Origin of the sequence: Streptomyces pseudovenezuelae (assembly GCF_001513955.1) — a bacterium.
Classification (GTDB): domain Bacteria; phylum Actinomycetota; class Actinomycetes; order Streptomycetales; family Streptomycetaceae; genus Streptomyces; species Streptomyces pseudovenezuelae.
The window spans coordinates 718,412-735,072 of sequence record NZ_KQ948147.1 but is presented as its reverse complement, the minus strand read 5'-3'; the positions used below and the strand labels follow the sequence as shown (position 1 = coordinate 735,072).

Genomic DNA, 16,661 nt, shown 5'->3' with positions numbered 1-16,661 from the left:
GGTCACTCACCGAGCCGGGCGGCCGCCTCCAGCAGCAGTGCGGGGACGAAGACCTGCGGGAGGTTGCCGCCCAGCTGACGCCGGGCGATGTCGAACTCCTCGGCGTACAGCCCCGAGGCCCCGTGGCCGCCGCGGTTGCGGGCGAACCACGGCCTTTCCCGACGGTACGTGGCGAGGGCGACGGTGGCCCGGGGGCGCGGATTTGCGGCGGACAGGGCATCGCGTAGGCCGGGCAGCAGGGCGGCGTCGAGGAGGGTGTCGGCCAGGGAGATGCAGGTCTCGGCGGGCGGATGGCGGGCGCCGTCGCGGCCACGGCCCGCAGGCCCGCGACGCAGATGAACCTGCTGCGGGTCCACACCTGGTCGTTCAACTCCCAGATCCCCGCGTCGGGTTGACGCCACCGGTCGGAGATGGCCCGCACGGCGATCTCCACGGCCTTCCCGTGCCCCTCACCCAGGCGCCCGCAGCGTTCTGGGGGCGCGAGCAACAGCAGGGCCTCGCCGAAGCAGTCGAGCCGACCGCCATCCCGCCCCCTCGACACCGGCACCGGCACCGGCACCATCGCCATCCCACCCGCTGAGCAGCGCAGCCGCCTTTCCGGACCGGCGCCCCCCTTAAGCAGCGCCGCCCACAGCAGCCCCAGCCATCCCCCTCGCACGTCACACCTCCCCGCGCACCTCCCCGCGCACCTCACCCCCGTCGCTCCCCGACAGCACCGCAGCTCCAGCCATGGACGCCGTACCACCGGCCCCACCCGACGCGGCGACCTGCGTATGACCCGCTCCCGTGCCGCGAGGCCGGCGCAGGAGGACGAGGGCGACCACCGCCGCCAGCAGCGTGAGCGAACCCGCGACCAGCAGGCACAGACGCAACCCGTCCAAAAAGGCCTCCCCCAGGGCGCCCATGACCCGCCCGGTGTCCGCTCCGAGGTCGAGTCCGGCGACCGCGCCCAGTCCCCCGTGGTCCGCCGCCGTGACGATCCGCTCCCGCGCCGCCCCGGTCAGCCCGGCGTCGGCCAGGTGGCCGGGGAAGCGGTCCAACGCCCGGGTGGTCAGCAACGCCCCCAGGACCGCCGGGCCCAGCGCTCCGCCGAGCTGGCGGAAGGCGTTGTTGCCCGCCGCGGCCATGCCGGCCAGGTGGTGCGGCACCGAGGCCACGGCCGTCGCGGTCATCGGGGTCATGACGGCCCCCAGTCCCAGCCCCAGCGGCGCCAGCCGCCAGGCTAGGGCGAGGAAGGAGGTGTGCGCGTCGACACCGACCAGGGAGAAGAGGGAGGCGGCGACGACCAGCAGGCCGCCCGTGATCAGCACGCGCGCGGAGACCCGGTGCATGAGGCGTCCGACGGGCCCGCCGACCAGGATGGCGCAGGCGGTCACGACCAGCATCCGCCAGGCCGCCTGCAGGGTGTCGAGCTGCTGCACCATTCCGAAGTAGAGGCTGAGCAGGAAGAAGAAACCGATCAGCCCGAGGAAGGTGATCATCGCGACCAGTGTGGTGGCGGTGAAGGCCGGGCTGCGGAACAGCGCGAGGTCGAGCATCGGACTGTCGCCGCGCCGCTCGACGAGCACGAAGGCGATCCCGCTGACGGCGGCCACCGCGAGGGCCGTCAGTACCTTCGGCGCGGTGAAGGAGTCGGCTCCGCCCTCGATGACGCCGTAGACCAGGGCGGTGACCGTAACCGTGGCGGTGATCTGGCCGGGCCAGTCCAGCCGCCGTTCGTAGGGCGCGCGCGAGTCGCTCAGCAGCCGTGCCGCGAAGAGGGTCGCGAGCAGCGAGACCGGGATCGTCGGCAGGTAGATCCAGCGCCAGTCGAAGTGGTCCAGGACCACGCCCGCGATGATCGGGCCGACGGCCAGCGCCGCCATCAGCGAGGTGGCCCACAGGCCGATGAACCTGCCGCGCTCCCTGTGGTCGGGCACCGCGTGGCTGATCAGTGCGAGCGTGGTGGGCAGCAGCGTGGCCGCCCCGAGGCCGGCGAGCGCCTGCCCGACCCACAGCAGATGCACCGACTGCGCGGTGAGCGCGACGGCGGCACCGGCCGCGGAGAACAGCAGCCCGGCCTGGAACACCTTCTTTCGCCCGTGGACGTCGCCGACGGCACCGGCGGTCAGGATGAACGCGGCCATGGGCAGGACGAACGCGTCCTGGACCCATGACAGTTGGGCGGTCGTCGCGCCGAGCGCCGACTGGACGGCGGGCAGGCTCACGGCGACCGTGGTGACCGGCAGATAGGCGACGAAGACGCCGAGGCAGGCCATGACGAGCGTGGCCGTCCGCCGGTCGGTCGGCCCGCTTGCCGGGGTCGTGACATTCACGGGGAAACTCCTCTACGGCGACGCGCGCCGCGGTCGTTTACTGGTTCTCGGGCGCCCCAGCATCGGCGACAGCGAGCCAAACCTCCAACGTCACGACGAGAAGTGAACACAAACATCCACCCGGACCCCGCCCTACTGGCAGACTTCTCTCATGTTCGACGAGATCGACAGGAAAATCCTCCGCGCGCTGCGCTACCACCCCCGTGCCTCCTTCCGGCTCATCGGCGAGGTGGCGGGCGTTTCGGAGCAGACCGCGGCCCGCCGCTACCAGGCACTGCGCCGCGAGGGGGTGATGCGGGTGGTGGGCCTGATCAACCCCGAGGTGCACGGTCTGGCCCGCTGGATCACCCGCATCCGCTGCCGCCCCGACCGGGTCGCCCCGCTCGCGGACGCCCTCACCCGCCGGCCCGACATCGCCTACGTCGGTCTCGCCTCGGGCGGTTCGGAGATCATCTGCGTGATCCACTCACCGGTCGACGCACCCCGCGACGACATCCTGCTGCGGCAACTGCCCAAGGCGGCCTCCGTGCTGGACGTCAGCATCGACCTGCTGATCCATCCCTTCGGCACGGCCGGAGCCTCCGAATGGTCCGGATACGGCGGCCATCTCACCCCGGACCAGGTGGCGCTGCTCACCGCGGACCGGCCGGCCACGCCCACCGGCCCCCTGCAGCCGCTCACCGCCGAGGACACACCCCTGCTCGACGCCCTCGCCGAGGACGGCCGGACCACTCACACCCGGCTCGCCGAACTCACCGGCTGGTCCAAGGCGCGCGTCGCCCGACGGCTCGACGCCCTGGAGTCCTCGGGCGCCCTCTCGTACGACGTCGACCTGCTCCCCGAGCGGCTGGGCCATCACCTCAACGCCATCCTCTGGTTGCGGGCGGCTCCGGCCCATCTCCAGCGCGTCGGCGAGGAGTTGGCCGACCACGAGGAGGTGGCCTTCGCCGGCGCCATGAGCGGCGACCACAACATCATGGTCGTCGCCAACTGCCTGGACGCGGAGGACTTCTATCGCTACCTCACGACTCGGGTGGCGGCCGTCCCCGGCATCGACGCCTACAGCGTCAGCATCCGCGTCCGCCGCCTCAAACAGGCCGCGTCCCTCATCGCCCAGGGCAGGCTGATCCCTCCCGGCCCGGCGTGAAGGCGGAGCCGGACGAAAAGGCGGAACCGGACTTGAAGGCGGCGGAGCCGGACGTGGACGCAGGGCCGGAGGGGAGGAACACCGCCTCGCCGTCAAGCGGGGGCCAACTACTGCTCACCTCCCAGACGTTGACCCGCCTCCGACACGACAGCAGAATGACCCCGCCCTCTGAGAGCGCTCTCAGAACACCCGGCCCGTACCTCCCGAGGAGACCCATGACCGGCAGCCCCCGCCCGCCCCTCAGCCGCCGCACGCTCATCGGGACCGGTCTCGGGGCCGCGGTTCTCGCCGCGACCGGCACCGGCACCGCCCAGGCGGCCCCGGGCCCGTCGGCGGCCTCCGCGGCCCGCCGGGCGCAGGCCTTCCTGACCGCCGCCATGGACGCCTACCCGGACCACGGAGCGATCCGGCTCACCCAGAGCTACACGGACCAGGCGGGACTGTTCAGCACCGCGTTCACGTACGACAACGCCCTCGCGATCCTGGCCCATCTCGCGTGCCCCGCCGGCGAGTCGCGGGCCGTGGCCCTCGGTGACGCGCTGCTCTACGCGCAGGCCCACGACCCCGCGCACGACGACGGCCGACTGCGGCAGGCCTACAACGTCGGGCCGTACACCTTCTACGACGGCTCCCCGCAGCCGGACGGGTTCGTCAGGGCGGACGGCACGGCCAACGTCGGTACCCAGTTCGGCTTCACCGGTACCGCCGTGGGCGACATGGCGTGGGCCGGCATCGCGCTCGCCGCGCTCGCCGGACGCACCGGTGGGCGGCGCTTCCTCACCGGCGCGGTGCGGATCGGCGAGTGGATCGAGCGGGTGGGTCGGACCGACGAGCCGCTGGGCGGCTACAAGTTCGGGGTCGACGGGGCCGACAAGAAGCTGCCGTTCACCTCGACCGAGCACAACACCGACCTCGTCGGCCTGTTCGGGCGGCTCGCCCGGCTGACCGGGGACAAGGTCTGGCGGGAGCGCCGCGCGCGTGCCAGGGCCTTCGTCGAGAAGATGTGGGAGCCGTCGGGAGGCTTCTTCTACACCGGCACCAACGACGGCGTGACGGTCAACAGGTCCCCGATCCCGGAGGACACCCAGACCTGGACCCAGCTCGCCCTCGCCTCCCGGGCCCACGCCCGCTCCCTCGACTGGGCCGCGGCCGAGCTGGCCGTCCTGGACACGGCCGACCGCCCCAACAGCACGGTTCCCTCAGGTCAGTCGTACGAGGGCGTCACCTTCAGCTCCGCGAGCCTGCTGGCGAACGAGGCAGCTCCCATCGCCGACGGTCAGCCCCGGCCGGACCGCAACGGCGTCTGGTTCGAGGGCACCGCCCACCTCGCGCTCGCCCTGCGCCACCGGGGGCACCCCGGCGACGAGAAGCGCGCCCGCGGGCTGTTGGGCTCGATCGAGCGCGCGCAGGAACTCCTCGGCGACGCCCAGACCGTCGGCGGCACGGCCCTTCCGGCCCGTTCCGGGGTGGTCTCGGCGAGCAGCCCGCTCGACACCGGTTTCGGGTTCGGCTACTACCCCTACCGGCACACCGGCGCCACCGCCTGGTACCTCCTGGCCACGACCCGCGCCAATCCCCTGCGCGGCTGACCCCGGCCCGGTCCGCCGCGGGGCCGGGCACCGGCCGGTCGTCACCTGGCCACCGGCGGCGTGCGTCCTCGACTTCGCCGCCCGGCCCCGCCGATGGCGATCTTTGCTGCCCCATTGCGCGGACAGCTCCACGACCGGATGCCGGCCTCCCTGCCCTCATGGCGGCCGGCGCAGGCAAGGCGCGCTTTCGCCGACCAGCGACCACGGCAGGCCGAGAGGGAGGGGCGCCCACACTGGTGCGCCCGGCGCCTGGGCACGGTTGCCGCAGGTGTGGACGGGCGGCCGGCGACGACGCCGACGTGCCCGGGGCCGAGGGGCGGGTGCTCAGGGCTGGGCGCGGCCCCCCGGCGTGCGCCCGCCGGGTCAGTCCGGCACGCCCGACGGGGACCGCCCGGCTACACCTCCTCGCCTCCGGCCGAGCCACCCGCGGGCAGCCGACCCCGGCTCGTCCGTCACCAACGAGTCCGTCGTCGACTACATCTCCCTACGGCGGCGGCCACTTCTTCGCCCTGCCCGGTGTCCACGACTCCGCCGACCGGCTGGGCCGGAAACTGCTCACGGCATGACCGCCCGGCCGGGGACCGCCCGGCTACACCTCCTCGCCTCCGGCCGAGCCACCCGCGGGCAGCCGACCCCGGATCTCGTCCATCACCGAGGAGTCCGTGAGCGTCGTGACGTCACCGAGGTCGCGGTGCTCGGCGACGTCCCGCAGCAGGCGGCGCATGATCTTGCCGGAGCGGGTCTTGGGGAGTTCGGCGACGACCAGGATCTGCCGCGGACGGGCGATCGGGCCGATCTCCTTGGCGACATGGGCGCGCAGTTCGGCCGCCACCTCCTCGGCATCGGCCGATCCCGCCGACGCCGCGTCACCGCGCAGGATGACGAAGGCCACGACGCCCTGTCCGGTCGTGGCGTCGGTCGCGCCGACCACGGCGGCCTCGGCGACCGTCGGATGGGAGACGAGGGCCGACTCGACCTCCGTGGTGGAGATGCGGTGTCCGGAGACGTTCATGACGTCGTCGACCCGGCCGAGCAGCCAGATGTCTCCGTCCTCGTCCTTCTTGGCGCCGTCCCCGGCGAAGTACATCCCGGGAAATCTGGACCAGTACGTGTCGATGTACCGCTGCTCGTCGCCCCAGATGGTGCGCAGCATCGCCGGCCAGGGTTCGGTGAGGACCAGATAGCCACCGGAGCCGTCGGGAACCGGCTTGCCCGCGTCGTCGACGACCTCGGCCGCGACGCCGGGCAGCGGGCGCAGGGCCGAGCCCGGCTTGCACACGCTGACCCCCGGCAGCGGACTGATCATCTGCGCGCCGGTCTCCGTCTGCCACCAGGTGTCGACGACCGGACAGCGGTCGGCGCCGATGTACTTGCGGTACCACATCCACGCCTCCGGGTTGATCGGTTCACCGACCGAGCCCAGCAGACGCAGCGACGACAGGTCGAAGCCGTCCGGGATGTCGCCGCCCCACTTCATGAAGGTGCGGATCGCGGTCGGGGCGCAGTAGAGGATCGACACGCGGTACTTCTCGACGATCTCCCACCAGCGCCCCTGGTGCGGTGTGTCCGGTGTCCCCTCGTACAGCACGGAGGTGACGCCGTTGGCGAGCGGGCCGTACACGATGTACGAGTGGCCGGTGACCCAGCCGATGTCCGCCGCCGTCCAGAACACGTCCCGCTCCGGCTTGACGTCGAACACCGCCCAGTGCGTCCAGGCCACCTGTGTGAGGTAGCCGCCCGTGGTGTGCAGGATGCCCTTGGGGCGGGCCGTCGTACCGGAGGTGTACATGATGTACAGCGGGTGTTCGCTGTCGAAGGCCTCGGCCTCGTGCTGGGCGGGCTGCGCGTCCACCAGGTCGTGCCACCACACGTCCCGGCCGTCGGTCCAGTCGACCTCCTGTCCGGTGCGCCGGACCACCAGCACACTGCGTACGTCGGGACACGCGCTCACGGCCTCGTCCACCGCGGGTTTCAGCGCCGAGGGCTTGCCCCGGCGGTAGCCGCCGTCCGCGGTGATCACCACGCGCGCGTCGCAGTCGAGGATCCGGCCGCGCAGCGCCTCCGCGGAGAAGCCGCCGAAGACCACGGTGTGCGGGGCGCCGATCCGGGCACAGGCCAGCATCGCCACCACGGTCTCCGGGATCATCGGCAGGTAGATCGCCACCCGGTCGCCGGCGGTGACCCCGAGTTCCCGCAGGGCGTTGGCCGCTCGGCAGACCTCGGCCGTCAGCTCGGCGTAGGTGAGGGTGCGGGTGTCGCCCGGCTCGCCCTCCCAGTGGAAGGCGACCCGGCCGCCGCGACCGGCCTCCACGTGCCGGTCCAGGCAGTTGTAGGCGGCGTTGAGGCGACCGCCGACGAACCACCGGGCGAACGGGGCGCGGCTGAAGTCCAGCACCTCGTCCCACGGCTGCGCCCAGTCCAGCCGACCGGCCGCCGCGGCCCAGAAGGCGAGGCGGTCGGTGTCGGCCTGTTCGTAGTCCGCCGCGGTGGCGTTGGCCGCGGCGGCCAGCTCGGGCGGGGGCGGGAACCGCCGTTCCTCCCGCAGCAGGTTGGAGAGTGTCTCGCCGCCGGTGTCGGTCATGCGTGGGCTCCGAAGGGACCGCGGTGGTGGGTACGGCGGGACCCCAGGTGCTCGCCGATCTTCGGGAAGACCGGCACGACCGAGCGGTGGTAGGTGGAGTTGGTGACGCCGGCGAAGGAGGCGTACCAGGCGCACACGGCCGTGACCAGCCCCAGCCAGCCGCCGGCCTTGACGGTGTCGGGGGACTGCGCGAAGTCGGCGACGCACAGGACGATGAACGTCGCGGACAGGGTGACGAACACCGCGAGGATCGCCCCGGTGGTGCGGGTCGCGGCGACTGTCATGTAGACCGTGAAGACCGCCCACACCAGTAGGAACAGCCCACTGGCCTGGTGCGCGGTGGACGCCGGCAGGTCGCCCGCGACGAACTTCGCGTAGGCGGCGTACGACAGCCAGAAGGCGCCGAAGGAGCAGAACGCGGTCGCCCCGAAGGTGTTGCCCTTGCGGAACTCCCACATTCCGGCGAGGAGTTGGGCCAGCCCGCCGTAGAAGAGGGCGAGCGGAAGGACAACGGCGACGAGGCTCTTGTCGGTGATCAGGTCGGCGTTGAAGGTGCTGAGAACGAAGGTCGTCGCGGCGAAGGCGGCGAGGCCGAGCGGGCCGGGGTCCGCAATGTTTCCGGTTTCTGTGGTCGGGGTGCTCATTTTTGCCGCTCCTCCTGTGATCCAGGTCACAAGACTTTCAGATCCATTGTAGGCACCACCTACGCACCGGGCGCCGCGTCGACGACAGGTGACCGCGCGGCGCGAGACACGACGTGAAGGAGCAGGTCAAGAGTCGTCCTGGGGGCCCGTGCTGCGAGACCCTGGAGGAACCGGTCAGCACGCCGACGGCAGGAGCCAGCCATGATCAGCGGTGCACATGTCATCCTCTACAGCCAGGACGCCGAGGCCGACCGTGTCTTCATCCGTGACGTCCTCGGGTTTCCCGGCGTCGACGCGGGAGGCGGCTGGCTCGTCCTCAAGCTGCCCCCGGCCGAAGTCGCCGTGCACCCGAGCGACGAACCGCCCCGGCACGAGTTCTACCTGATGTGCGACGACCTCGATGCCCAGCTCCGGGAGTTCCGCTCCCAGGGCGTCGAGATCACCCGCCAGGTCAGCGAACAGCGCTGGGGCAGGCTGACGGCGATCCGGCTGCCCAGCGGCGCGGAGCTTCCCCTGTACGAACCGCTGCACCCCACCGCCCACGGTCTGTGAGCCCGGCACTCGGCTCGGCCCGGCTCGTGGCACGGGGCGCGAAGCCCGCCGCGTGCCGTGCCACCACGCTCCCCGCGCATCGAATGACGCCGATCGCCGCAGCGGTCACCCGAGCCGAGCCCCCGGGCGCACCTGAGCGCATCCGCGCACGTGACCTTCGCTGCCACAAGGTCGATACTGCCGGTAGCAGCGTCACCGCCGTTCGCCGCCGACCACCGATGGAGCTCTGACGGGCCGCCACGAAAGCCATCAGCCGACCGGCGTCGGCACCGCCGGAAACCCCGTCCCCAGGTCCGCGGGCCGCCGAGATCCCCTACCGACCCCGCCCACGGTGACCTGATAAACACAGGTAACAGCCCATCCGCCCATCCCACCAGGAGATACCCATGAGGATGCTCATCAACGTCCCGGAAACCGTGGTCGCCGACGCCCTGCGCGGCATGGCGGCCGCGCATCCGGAGTTGACCGTGGATGTCGAGAACCGGGTGATCGTACGGCGGGACGCCCCCGTGGCCGGAAAGGTGGCCCTGATCTCCGGCGGCGGCTCCGGGCACGAGCCGCTGCACGGCGGATTCGTCGGACCGGGCATGCTCTCCGCGGCCTGCCCCGGCGAGGTCTTCACCTCCCCGGTGCCCGACCAGATGGTGCGCGCGGCGGCCGCTGTGGACAGCGGGGCGGGTGTGCTGTTCATCGTGAAGAACTACACGGGCGACGTGCTCAACTTCGACATGGCGACCGAGCTCGCGGAGGACGAGGGCATCCAGGTCGCGAAGGTTCTGGTCAACGATGACGTGGCGGTGACCGACAGCCTCTACACGGCCGGCCGGCGCGGTACCGGCGCCACCCTGTTCGTGGAGAAGATCGCGGGCGCCGCGGCGGAGGAGGGGCAGCCGCTGGAGCGGGTGGAGGCGGTCGCCCGTCAGGTCAACGAGAACTCCCGGAGCTTCGGCGTCGCGCTGAGCGCGTGCACCACGCCCGCCAAGGGCAGCCCGACCTTCGACCTGCCGGCCGGCGAGCTGGAACTGGGGGTCGGCATCCACGGCGAGCCCGGCCGGGAGCGCCGCTCGATGATGACCTCCCGGGAGATCGCCGACTTCTCGGTGCACGCGATCCTGGACGACATGAGCCCGCGCAACCCCGTGCTCGTCCTGGTCAACGGCATGGGAGCCACCCCGCTCCTGGAGCTGTACGGCTTCAACGCCGAGGTGCAGCGGGTGCTCGCCGACCGCGGGGTCGCCGTCGCCCGCACCCTGGTCGGCAACTACGTCACCTCGCTCGACATGGCCGGCGCCTCGGTCACCCTGTGCCAGGTGGACGAGGAGCTGCTGCGCCTGTGGGACGCTCCGGTGCGGACTCCGGGGCTGCGCTGGGGAGTGTGAGCAAGCGATCAACGTACCGACCACGCAAGGAGATCCAGTGCTCGACGCCGACTTCTTCCGCCGCTGGATGACGGCGACGGCCGCCTCCGTCGACCGCGAGGCGGAACGACTCACCGCCCTCGACTCCCCCATCGGGGACGCCGACCACGGCAGCAACCTTCAACGCGGTTTCACCGCGGTGGCCACGGCCCTGGAGAAAGAGGCCCCTGACACGCCGGGCGCGATCGTCGTCCTCGCCGGCCGCACGCTCATCTCGACGGTGGGCGGCGCTTCGGGCCCCCTGTACGGGACCCTGCTGCGACGGACCGGCAAGGCGCTCGGGGACGCCGGTGAGGTCACGGCCGAACAGCTCGCCGAGGCGTTGCGGGCGGGTGTGGAGGCGGTCATGACGCTCGGCGGGGCCGCCCCGGGCGACAAGACCATGATCGACACGCTGGTGCCGGCCGTCGACGCGCTGGGCAACGGTTTCGCCGCCGCGCGGACGGCCGCCGAGCAAGGGGCCCTGGCCACCACGCCGTTGCAGGCCCGCAAGGGCAGGGCGAGCTATCTCGGCGAGCGCAGCATCGGGCACCAGGACCCGGGCGCGACCTCGGCCGCCCTGCTGATCGCCGCACTCGCGGAGGCCGCGGGTGAGTGACGGGAAGCTGGTCGGGATCGTGCTGGTGTCGCACAGCGCGGAGGTCGCCGCGTCCGTGGCGGAACTGGCGAAGGGGCTCGCGGGCGGTGGCACGGAGGTACCCGTCGCGGCGGCCGGTGGCACCGAGGGCGGCGGACTCGGTACGAGTGCGGAGCTGATCGCCGGTGCGGCCGCCGCCGTGGACCGGGGCGCCGGGGTCGCCGTCCTGACCGACCTCGGCAGTGCGGTGCTCACCGTCAAGGCGCTGCTGGCGGAAGGGGACGAACTCCCCGCGGGCACCCGGCTGGTGGACGCGCCCTTCGTCGAGGGAGCGGTCGCCGCGGTCGTCACGGCGGCGGCCGGAGCGGACCTCGCGGCGGTGGAGGCGGCGGCCGCGGAGGCGTACACCTACCGGAAGGTGTGACGGCTTCCACCACGGCGGCCGGACGGCGGTGCGGCGGATCCCGGCGGGTTCATTTCCGCTGGACGAACAGTTCCGCCAGCCGCTCCCCCGTCGCGACGGCGGCGGCATGGTCCTCGATCGGCTTCACCTTCGTGTTCCTGAACACGATGTAGGTGACGCCGGAGGGCGTGCCGCCCCCGCGCGGATCGGGACGGATCCCGAGGGCCTTCGCGGTGGCGTAGGACGCCTCGCCGATGATGTGGCCCGGGCCCACGTCCCCGACCACGGCGTACAGCACCCGGTCCCCGTAGACGACGGCCGCGACCGAGCCGCCGCGCACCCCGTGCTCGCGGTGGTCCCAGATCCGGCTCGGGGCCGGCACCACGATGTACGGCAGGCGTTCGGCGCTCAGGTAGCGGCCGTCGGACTGCTCGAAGGCGGTGGCGTCGGAGAACAGCGGATCGGTGCGCCGGTTGCAGCGGGGGCCGGGCCGGCCGTCGCAGTCGATGTCCATGTCGGCCTTCCAGAAGACGGCCTCCGGGGTGCCGCAGACGGGGATGTTCGCGGCCGTGCCGTCGTCACTGCGGTACCTGCCGCGTGAGACGGGGTCGCAGCTGCGCACCCTGGCCAGGAGGTCGGCGGCCGCGACCTTCCCCTCCGCCCGCACCACCGGCTCCGTCCGGGCGGTGGCGTGCTCCATGACGGGGGGCGTGGTCGGGGCGAGCAGAGCGGCACTTGCCGCGGCCAGCGTCAGCGACTGGACACGCACGATAAGGGACCCTCTCCTCGGGGGCATTGACGGGCACTCAGCCCAATCTGATGCCGCTTCAGCCGGGCGGCCACCGCAGAGGGGCCGGACGGGGCAGGGGCCGGGGACCGGAGTCCTCGACGAACTCCGGCCTCCCGGCCACCCGACGGCGCGGGGACAGCGACGACAGCGGCCCGCGCCACCGGCACGAACTCCGGTTCCCTGGTGGAGAGTTCGGCCGAGAAGGTCTTCAGCATACGTAACCCTCCCCGGACCCGCCCGCACGGCCGCCCTCTTGCCGCGGGCAACCGACCGGCGCCATATTGGTCCGGACCATTGCCGTGGCGTTCTCCCGGGAGGCAGAGACGTGCGAGGCGTTCCCGTATCCCTGTGCCTGTGCGCCGCGCTCGTCCTGGTCGGCTCCTGCGGATGGGGCGGACCGGACGACGGCGAGAGCGGCCGGCTGCCCGCCGCCCCCGTGGGCGTCACCGCCGCCGCGGGCAGCGCGACCAGCGTGCACCTGATGTGGAACGCCGTCGGCACGGGAATCGAGCGCTACGAGGTATATCGCGGCACCACGAAGGTCCGGGATGTGCCTGGTTCACAGCACATGGTGGATGTCACCAGGCTCAGGCCCGGCACCCCGTATGTCCTCACCGTGCGGGCCCGCGACACCGAGGGGCGCCTCGGGCCGCCGAGCCGGGAGGTGCGGGCCACGACTCCGGCGGCCGCGGCGGCGGACCGCTCCGCCCCGACCCGTCCGGGTGAGCTGCGGGGCCGGACGGCGGGCAGCCGGGCCGTCCAGCTGAGCTGGGCCGCCTCGGCGGACGACCGGGATGTGGTGTCGTACACCATCTATCAGGGCGGCACGAAGATCCACAGTGTGGGCGGCGACCAGACGGTGGCCGTGGTCACCGGGCTGCGTCCGGGCACCCGCTACTCCTTCACCGTCCGGGCCCGGGACGCCGCCGACAACCTCTCGCCCGCCGGGGACACCGTCCGCCTCACCACGCCGGGCACCGACGACGGCCGGGACACGGCACCGACGGACTTCCGTGCGAGCACCCGGCGGCAGGCCGACGGCGCGTACTACCTCGACCTGTCCTGGACGCCGCCCAGGACGGACGGTGTCGTCACGGAGTACCAGGTCCACCTCGACGGCAGGTCCGCCACCTCGCTCGTGTTCGGCGGGGCACCTCCGCGCGGGAGGGCGACGTACGGCTTCTATCTGGGACGCGAGGCCGGGGAGAGGCACCGGGTGCGGATCCGGGCGCGGCTGCCCGACGGCACCTGGGGCGGGCTGTCGGCGGAGCGGTCGGTGACGACGGGCGCCCCCGCCGCCCCATGACGGCCACTCACGTCCACGCCGGGCGGAGCGGCCCGTCACCTGTCCGGCGGCGCTCCGCGTGCGGCCCGGGCCCCGCACCCATTGGCTGTCCTTGAGGCAGCACGGGCTTCCCCCACCTAGGCGGCGCCACGGATGTACCGCCAACCGTGCCGCCGGAGGGCAGTCCATGCGCACTGAACAGCTACTTCTCCGCTCCGGCCTGACCGTCGCGGCCGTCGCCGCGCTGCCGCTCGCCCTGACCGCCGGGCCGGCCGCCGCGGCATCGGGCATCTCCGTGAGCACCTCCGGATCCACGGTCTCCGTCACGACGACCGCCTGCTCCCGTACCGCGACCACCGGCGGCTGGGGCACCGCCTCACTCCTCACCAGCAGCCAGGCGAACTTCAGCCAGGGCCGGCAGGCGGCCCTGTCGGGGACCACCTCGCTCCAGTCCGCGGCCTGGTCGAACGTGAGCCCCGGCACGTACACCGTCATCGTGATGTGCGCCTTCGACAACAGCACGGCGGGCACCCAGTCGATCATCGTCTCGGGGACCGCCACACCCACGATCTCGGCGACGGCCACGGCCTCGCCGTCCCGCGGGGTCATGGGCGGTCTCGGCGGCGCCACCAAGGACTACGGCACCCTGACGCTGGCGGTCGGCGGCGGCCTGGTGGCGGTCGGCGCGGTGGCCGCGGGGTGGTTCCTGCGCCGCCGCTCGCGGCCGTACCGCCTCTGAAGGCCCGCGAAAAGCCCTCAGCTGTCAGGGAGTTCGGCGAACTCGCGCAGTGCCTCGGTGAGCCACTGCGTCCAGAAGGTCTCCAGCTCGATGCCCGCGCGCAGGACCAGGTGCTGAAGCCTGGCCTGCGCGCTGTCGTTGCCGGGCGGGAAGTCGCGCTCCTCGATCTCCTCGTACTCGGCCAACTGCCGCCGGTGCAGGTTGAGATGGCGGCGCAGGTCGGCCTCCAGGCCCTCGGTGCCGACGACGGCCGCCGCGCGCAGCCGCAGCAGCAGGGTGTCGCGGTGCGGCTTGGGGTCCTGCGCCGCGGCCGTCCAGCGTTCGAGTTCGGCGCGGCCCGCGGGCAGGACCTCGTAGCTCTTCTTCTGCCCGCGGGTCGGCTGGGCCGCCGGAATGGCCCGGATATGGCCCTCGGCCTCCAGTTTTCCCAGCTCGCGATAGATCTGCTGGTGCGAGGCCGACCAGAAGTAGCCGATCGACCTGTCGAACCGGCGGGTCAGGTCCAGCCCCGCCGACGGCCTTTCGAGCAGTGCGGTGAGGATCGCGTGCGGGAGTGACATGGGCTCATCCTAGGGACGCGCCTCAGAGGGCGGCCGCGACCTCGGTGCCCTGCTTGACGGCCCGCTTGGCGTCCAGTTCGGCGGCCACGTCGGCCCCGCCGATCAGGTGCGCGCTGCGGCCCGCGGCGACGAGCTCCTCGTACAGGTCCCGGCGCGGTTCCTGCCCGGTGCACAGCACGATGGTGTCGACCTCCAGGACCGTGCTCTCCTCGCCGACGGTGACATGCAGTCCGGCGTCGTCGATGCGGTCGTAGCGCACCCCGGGGACCATGGTGACGCCCCGGTGCTTGAGCTCGGTGCGGTGGATCCAGCCGGTGGTCTTGCCGAGCCCGGCGCCGACCTTGCTGGTCTTGCGCTGGAGGAGGTGCACGGTGCGGGGCGGGGCGGGCCGCTCGGGGGCCGCGAGTCCGCCGGGTGCCGCGTAGTCCATGTCGACGCCCCACTGGCGGAAGTACGTCTCGGGGTTCTCGTGCGCCTTGTCGCCGCCGTCGGTGAGGAACTCGGCGACGTCGAAGCCGATGCCGCCGGCACCGAGGATCGCGACCCGGTCGCCGACGGGGGCGCCGTCGCGCAGGACGTCGAGGTAGCCGACCACGCTGGGGTGGTCGACGCCCGGGATGTCGGGGGTGCGCGGGGTGACGCCGGTGGCGACGACGACCTCGTCGTAGGCGGACAGGTCCCCCGCGTCCACGGGGGTGTTCAGCCGTACGTCCACGCCGTGGGCGTCGAGTTGGTGGCGGAAGTAGCGGATGGTCTCGTCGAACTCCTGCTTGCCGGGGACCTTGCGGGCGACGTTGAGCTGGCCGCCGATCTCGCTCGCGGCGTCGAACAGGGTGACCTCGTGGCCGCGTTCGGCGGCGGAGACGGCGCAGGCGAGACCCGCGGGACCGGCTCCGACGACCGCAACCCGCTTCTTCAGCCGGGTCGGGGCCAGCACCAGCTCGGTCTCGTGGCAGGCGCGCGGGTTGACCAGGCAGGAGGTGATCTTCCCGCCGAAGGTGTGGTCGAGGCAGGCCTGGTTGCAGCCGATGCAGGTGTTGATGGCCTCGGGCGTCCCGGCCGCGGCCTTGTTCACGAACTCCGGGTCGGCGAGCATCGGGCGGGCCATGGAGACCATGTCGGCGTACCCGTCGGCGAGCAACTCCTCGGCGAGTTCGGGGGTGTTGATGCGGTTGGTGGTCACGAGAGGGATGGACACCTCGCCCATGAGCCGCTTCGTCACCCAGGTGTAGGCGCCGCGCGGCACCGAGGTCGCGATGGTGGGGATGCGGGCCTCGTGCCAGCCGATGCCGGTGTTGATGATCGTGGCGCCGGCGGCCTCGACGGCCCTGGCGAGGGTGATCACCTCGTCGAGCGTGGAGCCGCCCGGGACGAGGTCCAGCATGGACAGCCGGTAGACGATGATGAAGTCCTCGCCGACCGCCTCACGCACCCGCCGCACGATCTCCACGGGCAGGCGCATGCGGTTCTCGTACGAGCCGCCCCAGCGGTCGGTGCGGTGGTTGGTCTGGGCGGCGATGAACTCGTTGACGAGGTAGCCCTCGGAGCCCATGATCTCCACGCCGTCGTAGCCGGCCTGCCGGGCGAGGCGGGCGGTGCGGGCGTAGTCGTCGATGGTCCGCTCGACCTCGGCGTCGGTGAGCGCGCGGGGCACGAAGGGGCTGATCGGCGCCTGGAGGGGGCTCGGGGCGACGAGGTCGCGGTGGTAGGCGTACCGGCCGAAGTGCAGGATCTGCATCGCGATCCGGCCGCCCTCGCGGTGCACGGCCTCGGTGATGGTCCGGTGCTGCTCGGCCTCCGCGTCGGTGGTGAGCTTGGCGCCGCCCTCGGCGGGCCGCCCCTCCTCGTTGGGCGCGATGCCGCCGGTCACGATCAGGCCCACTCCCCCGCGCGCCCGCTCCGCGTAGAAGGCGGCCATGCGCTCGAAGCCACGCTCGGCCTCCTCAAGGCCGACGTGCATGGAGCCCATCAGCACACGGTTGGGCAGGGTGGTGAAGCCCAGGTCGAGCGGGTTCAGCAGGTGCGGGTAACGGCTCATCGGGCCCCTCCGTCGCGGTCTCG

General features: G+C 72.5%; 15 protein-coding genes. 8 read left to right on the top strand and 7 right to left on the bottom strand.

Annotated elements, in window-relative coordinates:
* Nucleotides 1-2 precede the first annotated feature (2 nt).
* Both AQI94_RS19590 and AQI94_RS19585 read right to left on the bottom strand, forming a co-directional pair.
* The gene (locus AQI94_RS19590; RefSeq protein ID WP_062229846.1) at nucleotides 3-356 is read right to left on the bottom strand and encodes a hypothetical protein; all 354 of its coding nucleotides are present in this window, start codon (nucleotides 354-356) and stop codon (nucleotides 3-5) included.
* 303 nt (nucleotides 357-659) lie between these two features.
* The gene (locus tag AQI94_RS19585; protein WP_225890216.1) at nucleotides 660-2,315 is read right to left on the bottom strand and encodes an MFS transporter; all 1,656 of its coding nucleotides are present in this window, start codon (nucleotides 2,313-2,315) and stop codon (nucleotides 660-662) included.
* 151 nt (nucleotides 2,316-2,466) lie between these two features.
* Here AQI94_RS19585 and AQI94_RS19580 point away from each other — a divergent pair, with 151 nt between their 5' ends.
* The gene (locus AQI94_RS19580; protein ID WP_031061768.1) at nucleotides 2,467-3,462 is read left to right on the top strand and encodes an Lrp/AsnC family transcriptional regulator; all 996 of its coding nucleotides are present in this window, start codon (nucleotides 2,467-2,469) and stop codon (nucleotides 3,460-3,462) included.
* Between the two features lie 215 nt (nucleotides 3,463-3,677).
* On the top strand, nucleotides 3,678-5,051 hold the full coding sequence (locus AQI94_RS19575; protein WP_062229845.1) for a hypothetical protein: 1,374 nt from the start codon (nucleotides 3,678-3,680) through the stop codon (nucleotides 5,049-5,051).
* A 589-nt stretch (nucleotides 5,052-5,640) separates the two neighbouring features.
* On the opposite strand, the gene acs is transcribed toward AQI94_RS19575, so the two are convergent.
* Both acs and AQI94_RS19565 read right to left on the bottom strand, forming a co-directional pair.
* Nucleotides 5,641-7,632, bottom strand: a complete 1,992-nt coding sequence (acs, locus tag AQI94_RS19570) for an acetate--CoA ligase (RefSeq protein ID WP_031051092.1) — start codon at nucleotides 7,630-7,632, stop codon at nucleotides 5,641-5,643.
* A complete protein-coding gene (locus AQI94_RS19565) occupies nucleotides 7,629-8,276 on the bottom strand; it encodes an acetate uptake transporter (protein WP_031051119.1) in 648 nt (215 codons plus the stop codon). The genes acs and AQI94_RS19565 overlap by 4 nt, the downstream gene beginning before the upstream one ends.
* Before the next feature lie 201 nt (nucleotides 8,277-8,477).
* Between AQI94_RS19565 and AQI94_RS19560 the strand changes: the two genes are divergently transcribed.
* From AQI94_RS19560 to AQI94_RS19545, 4 genes are all read left to right on the top strand, one after another.
* A complete protein-coding gene (locus AQI94_RS19560) occupies nucleotides 8,478-8,828 on the top strand; it encodes a VOC family protein (RefSeq protein WP_031051136.1) in 351 nt (116 codons plus the stop codon).
* 386 nt (nucleotides 8,829-9,214) lie between these two features.
* Nucleotides 9,215-10,207 carry a dihydroxyacetone kinase subunit DhaK gene (gene dhaK, locus AQI94_RS19555; RefSeq protein WP_031051138.1) on the top strand — a complete coding sequence of 331 codons (993 nt, stop codon included), beginning with the start codon at nucleotides 9,215-9,217 and terminating at the stop codon, nucleotides 10,205-10,207.
* Between the two features lie 37 nt (nucleotides 10,208-10,244).
* Nucleotides 10,245-10,844 carry a dihydroxyacetone kinase subunit DhaL gene (gene dhaL / locus AQI94_RS19550; RefSeq protein ID WP_031051145.1) on the top strand — a complete coding sequence of 200 codons (600 nt, stop codon included), beginning with the start codon at nucleotides 10,245-10,247 and terminating at the stop codon, nucleotides 10,842-10,844.
* Nucleotides 10,837-11,247: a PTS-dependent dihydroxyacetone kinase phosphotransferase subunit DhaM gene (locus AQI94_RS19545; protein ID WP_031051149.1), complete on the top strand. Its 411-nt coding sequence runs from the start codon at nucleotides 10,837-10,839 to the stop codon at nucleotides 11,245-11,247. The genes dhaL and AQI94_RS19545 overlap by 8 nt, the downstream gene beginning before the upstream one ends.
* 49 nt (nucleotides 11,248-11,296) lie before the next feature.
* Here AQI94_RS19545 and AQI94_RS19540 read toward each other — a convergent pair whose 3' ends face one another.
* Nucleotides 11,297-11,995 carry a glycoside hydrolase family 75 protein gene (locus tag AQI94_RS19540; protein WP_031051154.1) on the bottom strand — a complete coding sequence of 233 codons (699 nt, stop codon included), beginning with the start codon at nucleotides 11,993-11,995 and terminating at the stop codon, nucleotides 11,297-11,299.
* A 346-nt stretch (nucleotides 11,996-12,341) separates the two neighbouring features.
* Here AQI94_RS19540 and AQI94_RS19535 point away from each other — a divergent pair, with 346 nt between their 5' ends.
* Both AQI94_RS19535 and AQI94_RS19530 read left to right on the top strand, forming a co-directional pair.
* Nucleotides 12,342-13,322 (top strand): fibronectin type III domain-containing protein, encoded by a 981-nt coding sequence (locus AQI94_RS19535; RefSeq protein WP_062229844.1) that lies wholly within the window; start codon nucleotides 12,342-12,344, stop codon nucleotides 13,320-13,322.
* 166 nt (nucleotides 13,323-13,488) lie between these two features.
* Entirely contained in the window at nucleotides 13,489-14,040 is a 552-nt protein-coding gene (locus AQI94_RS19530) for a hypothetical protein (RefSeq protein WP_031049335.1), read from the top strand.
* Between the two features lie 17 nt (nucleotides 14,041-14,057).
* Here AQI94_RS19530 and AQI94_RS19525 read toward each other — a convergent pair whose 3' ends face one another.
* A complete protein-coding gene (locus AQI94_RS19525) occupies nucleotides 14,058-14,600 on the bottom strand; it encodes a PadR family transcriptional regulator (RefSeq protein ID WP_031049337.1) in 543 nt (180 codons plus the stop codon).
* A 22-nt stretch (nucleotides 14,601-14,622) separates the two neighbouring features.
* A complete protein-coding gene (locus AQI94_RS19520; RefSeq protein WP_031049339.1) occupies nucleotides 14,623-16,638 on the bottom strand; it encodes an NADPH-dependent 2,4-dienoyl-CoA reductase in 2,016 nt (671 codons plus the stop codon).
* Nucleotides 16,639-16,661 lie beyond the last annotated feature (23 nt).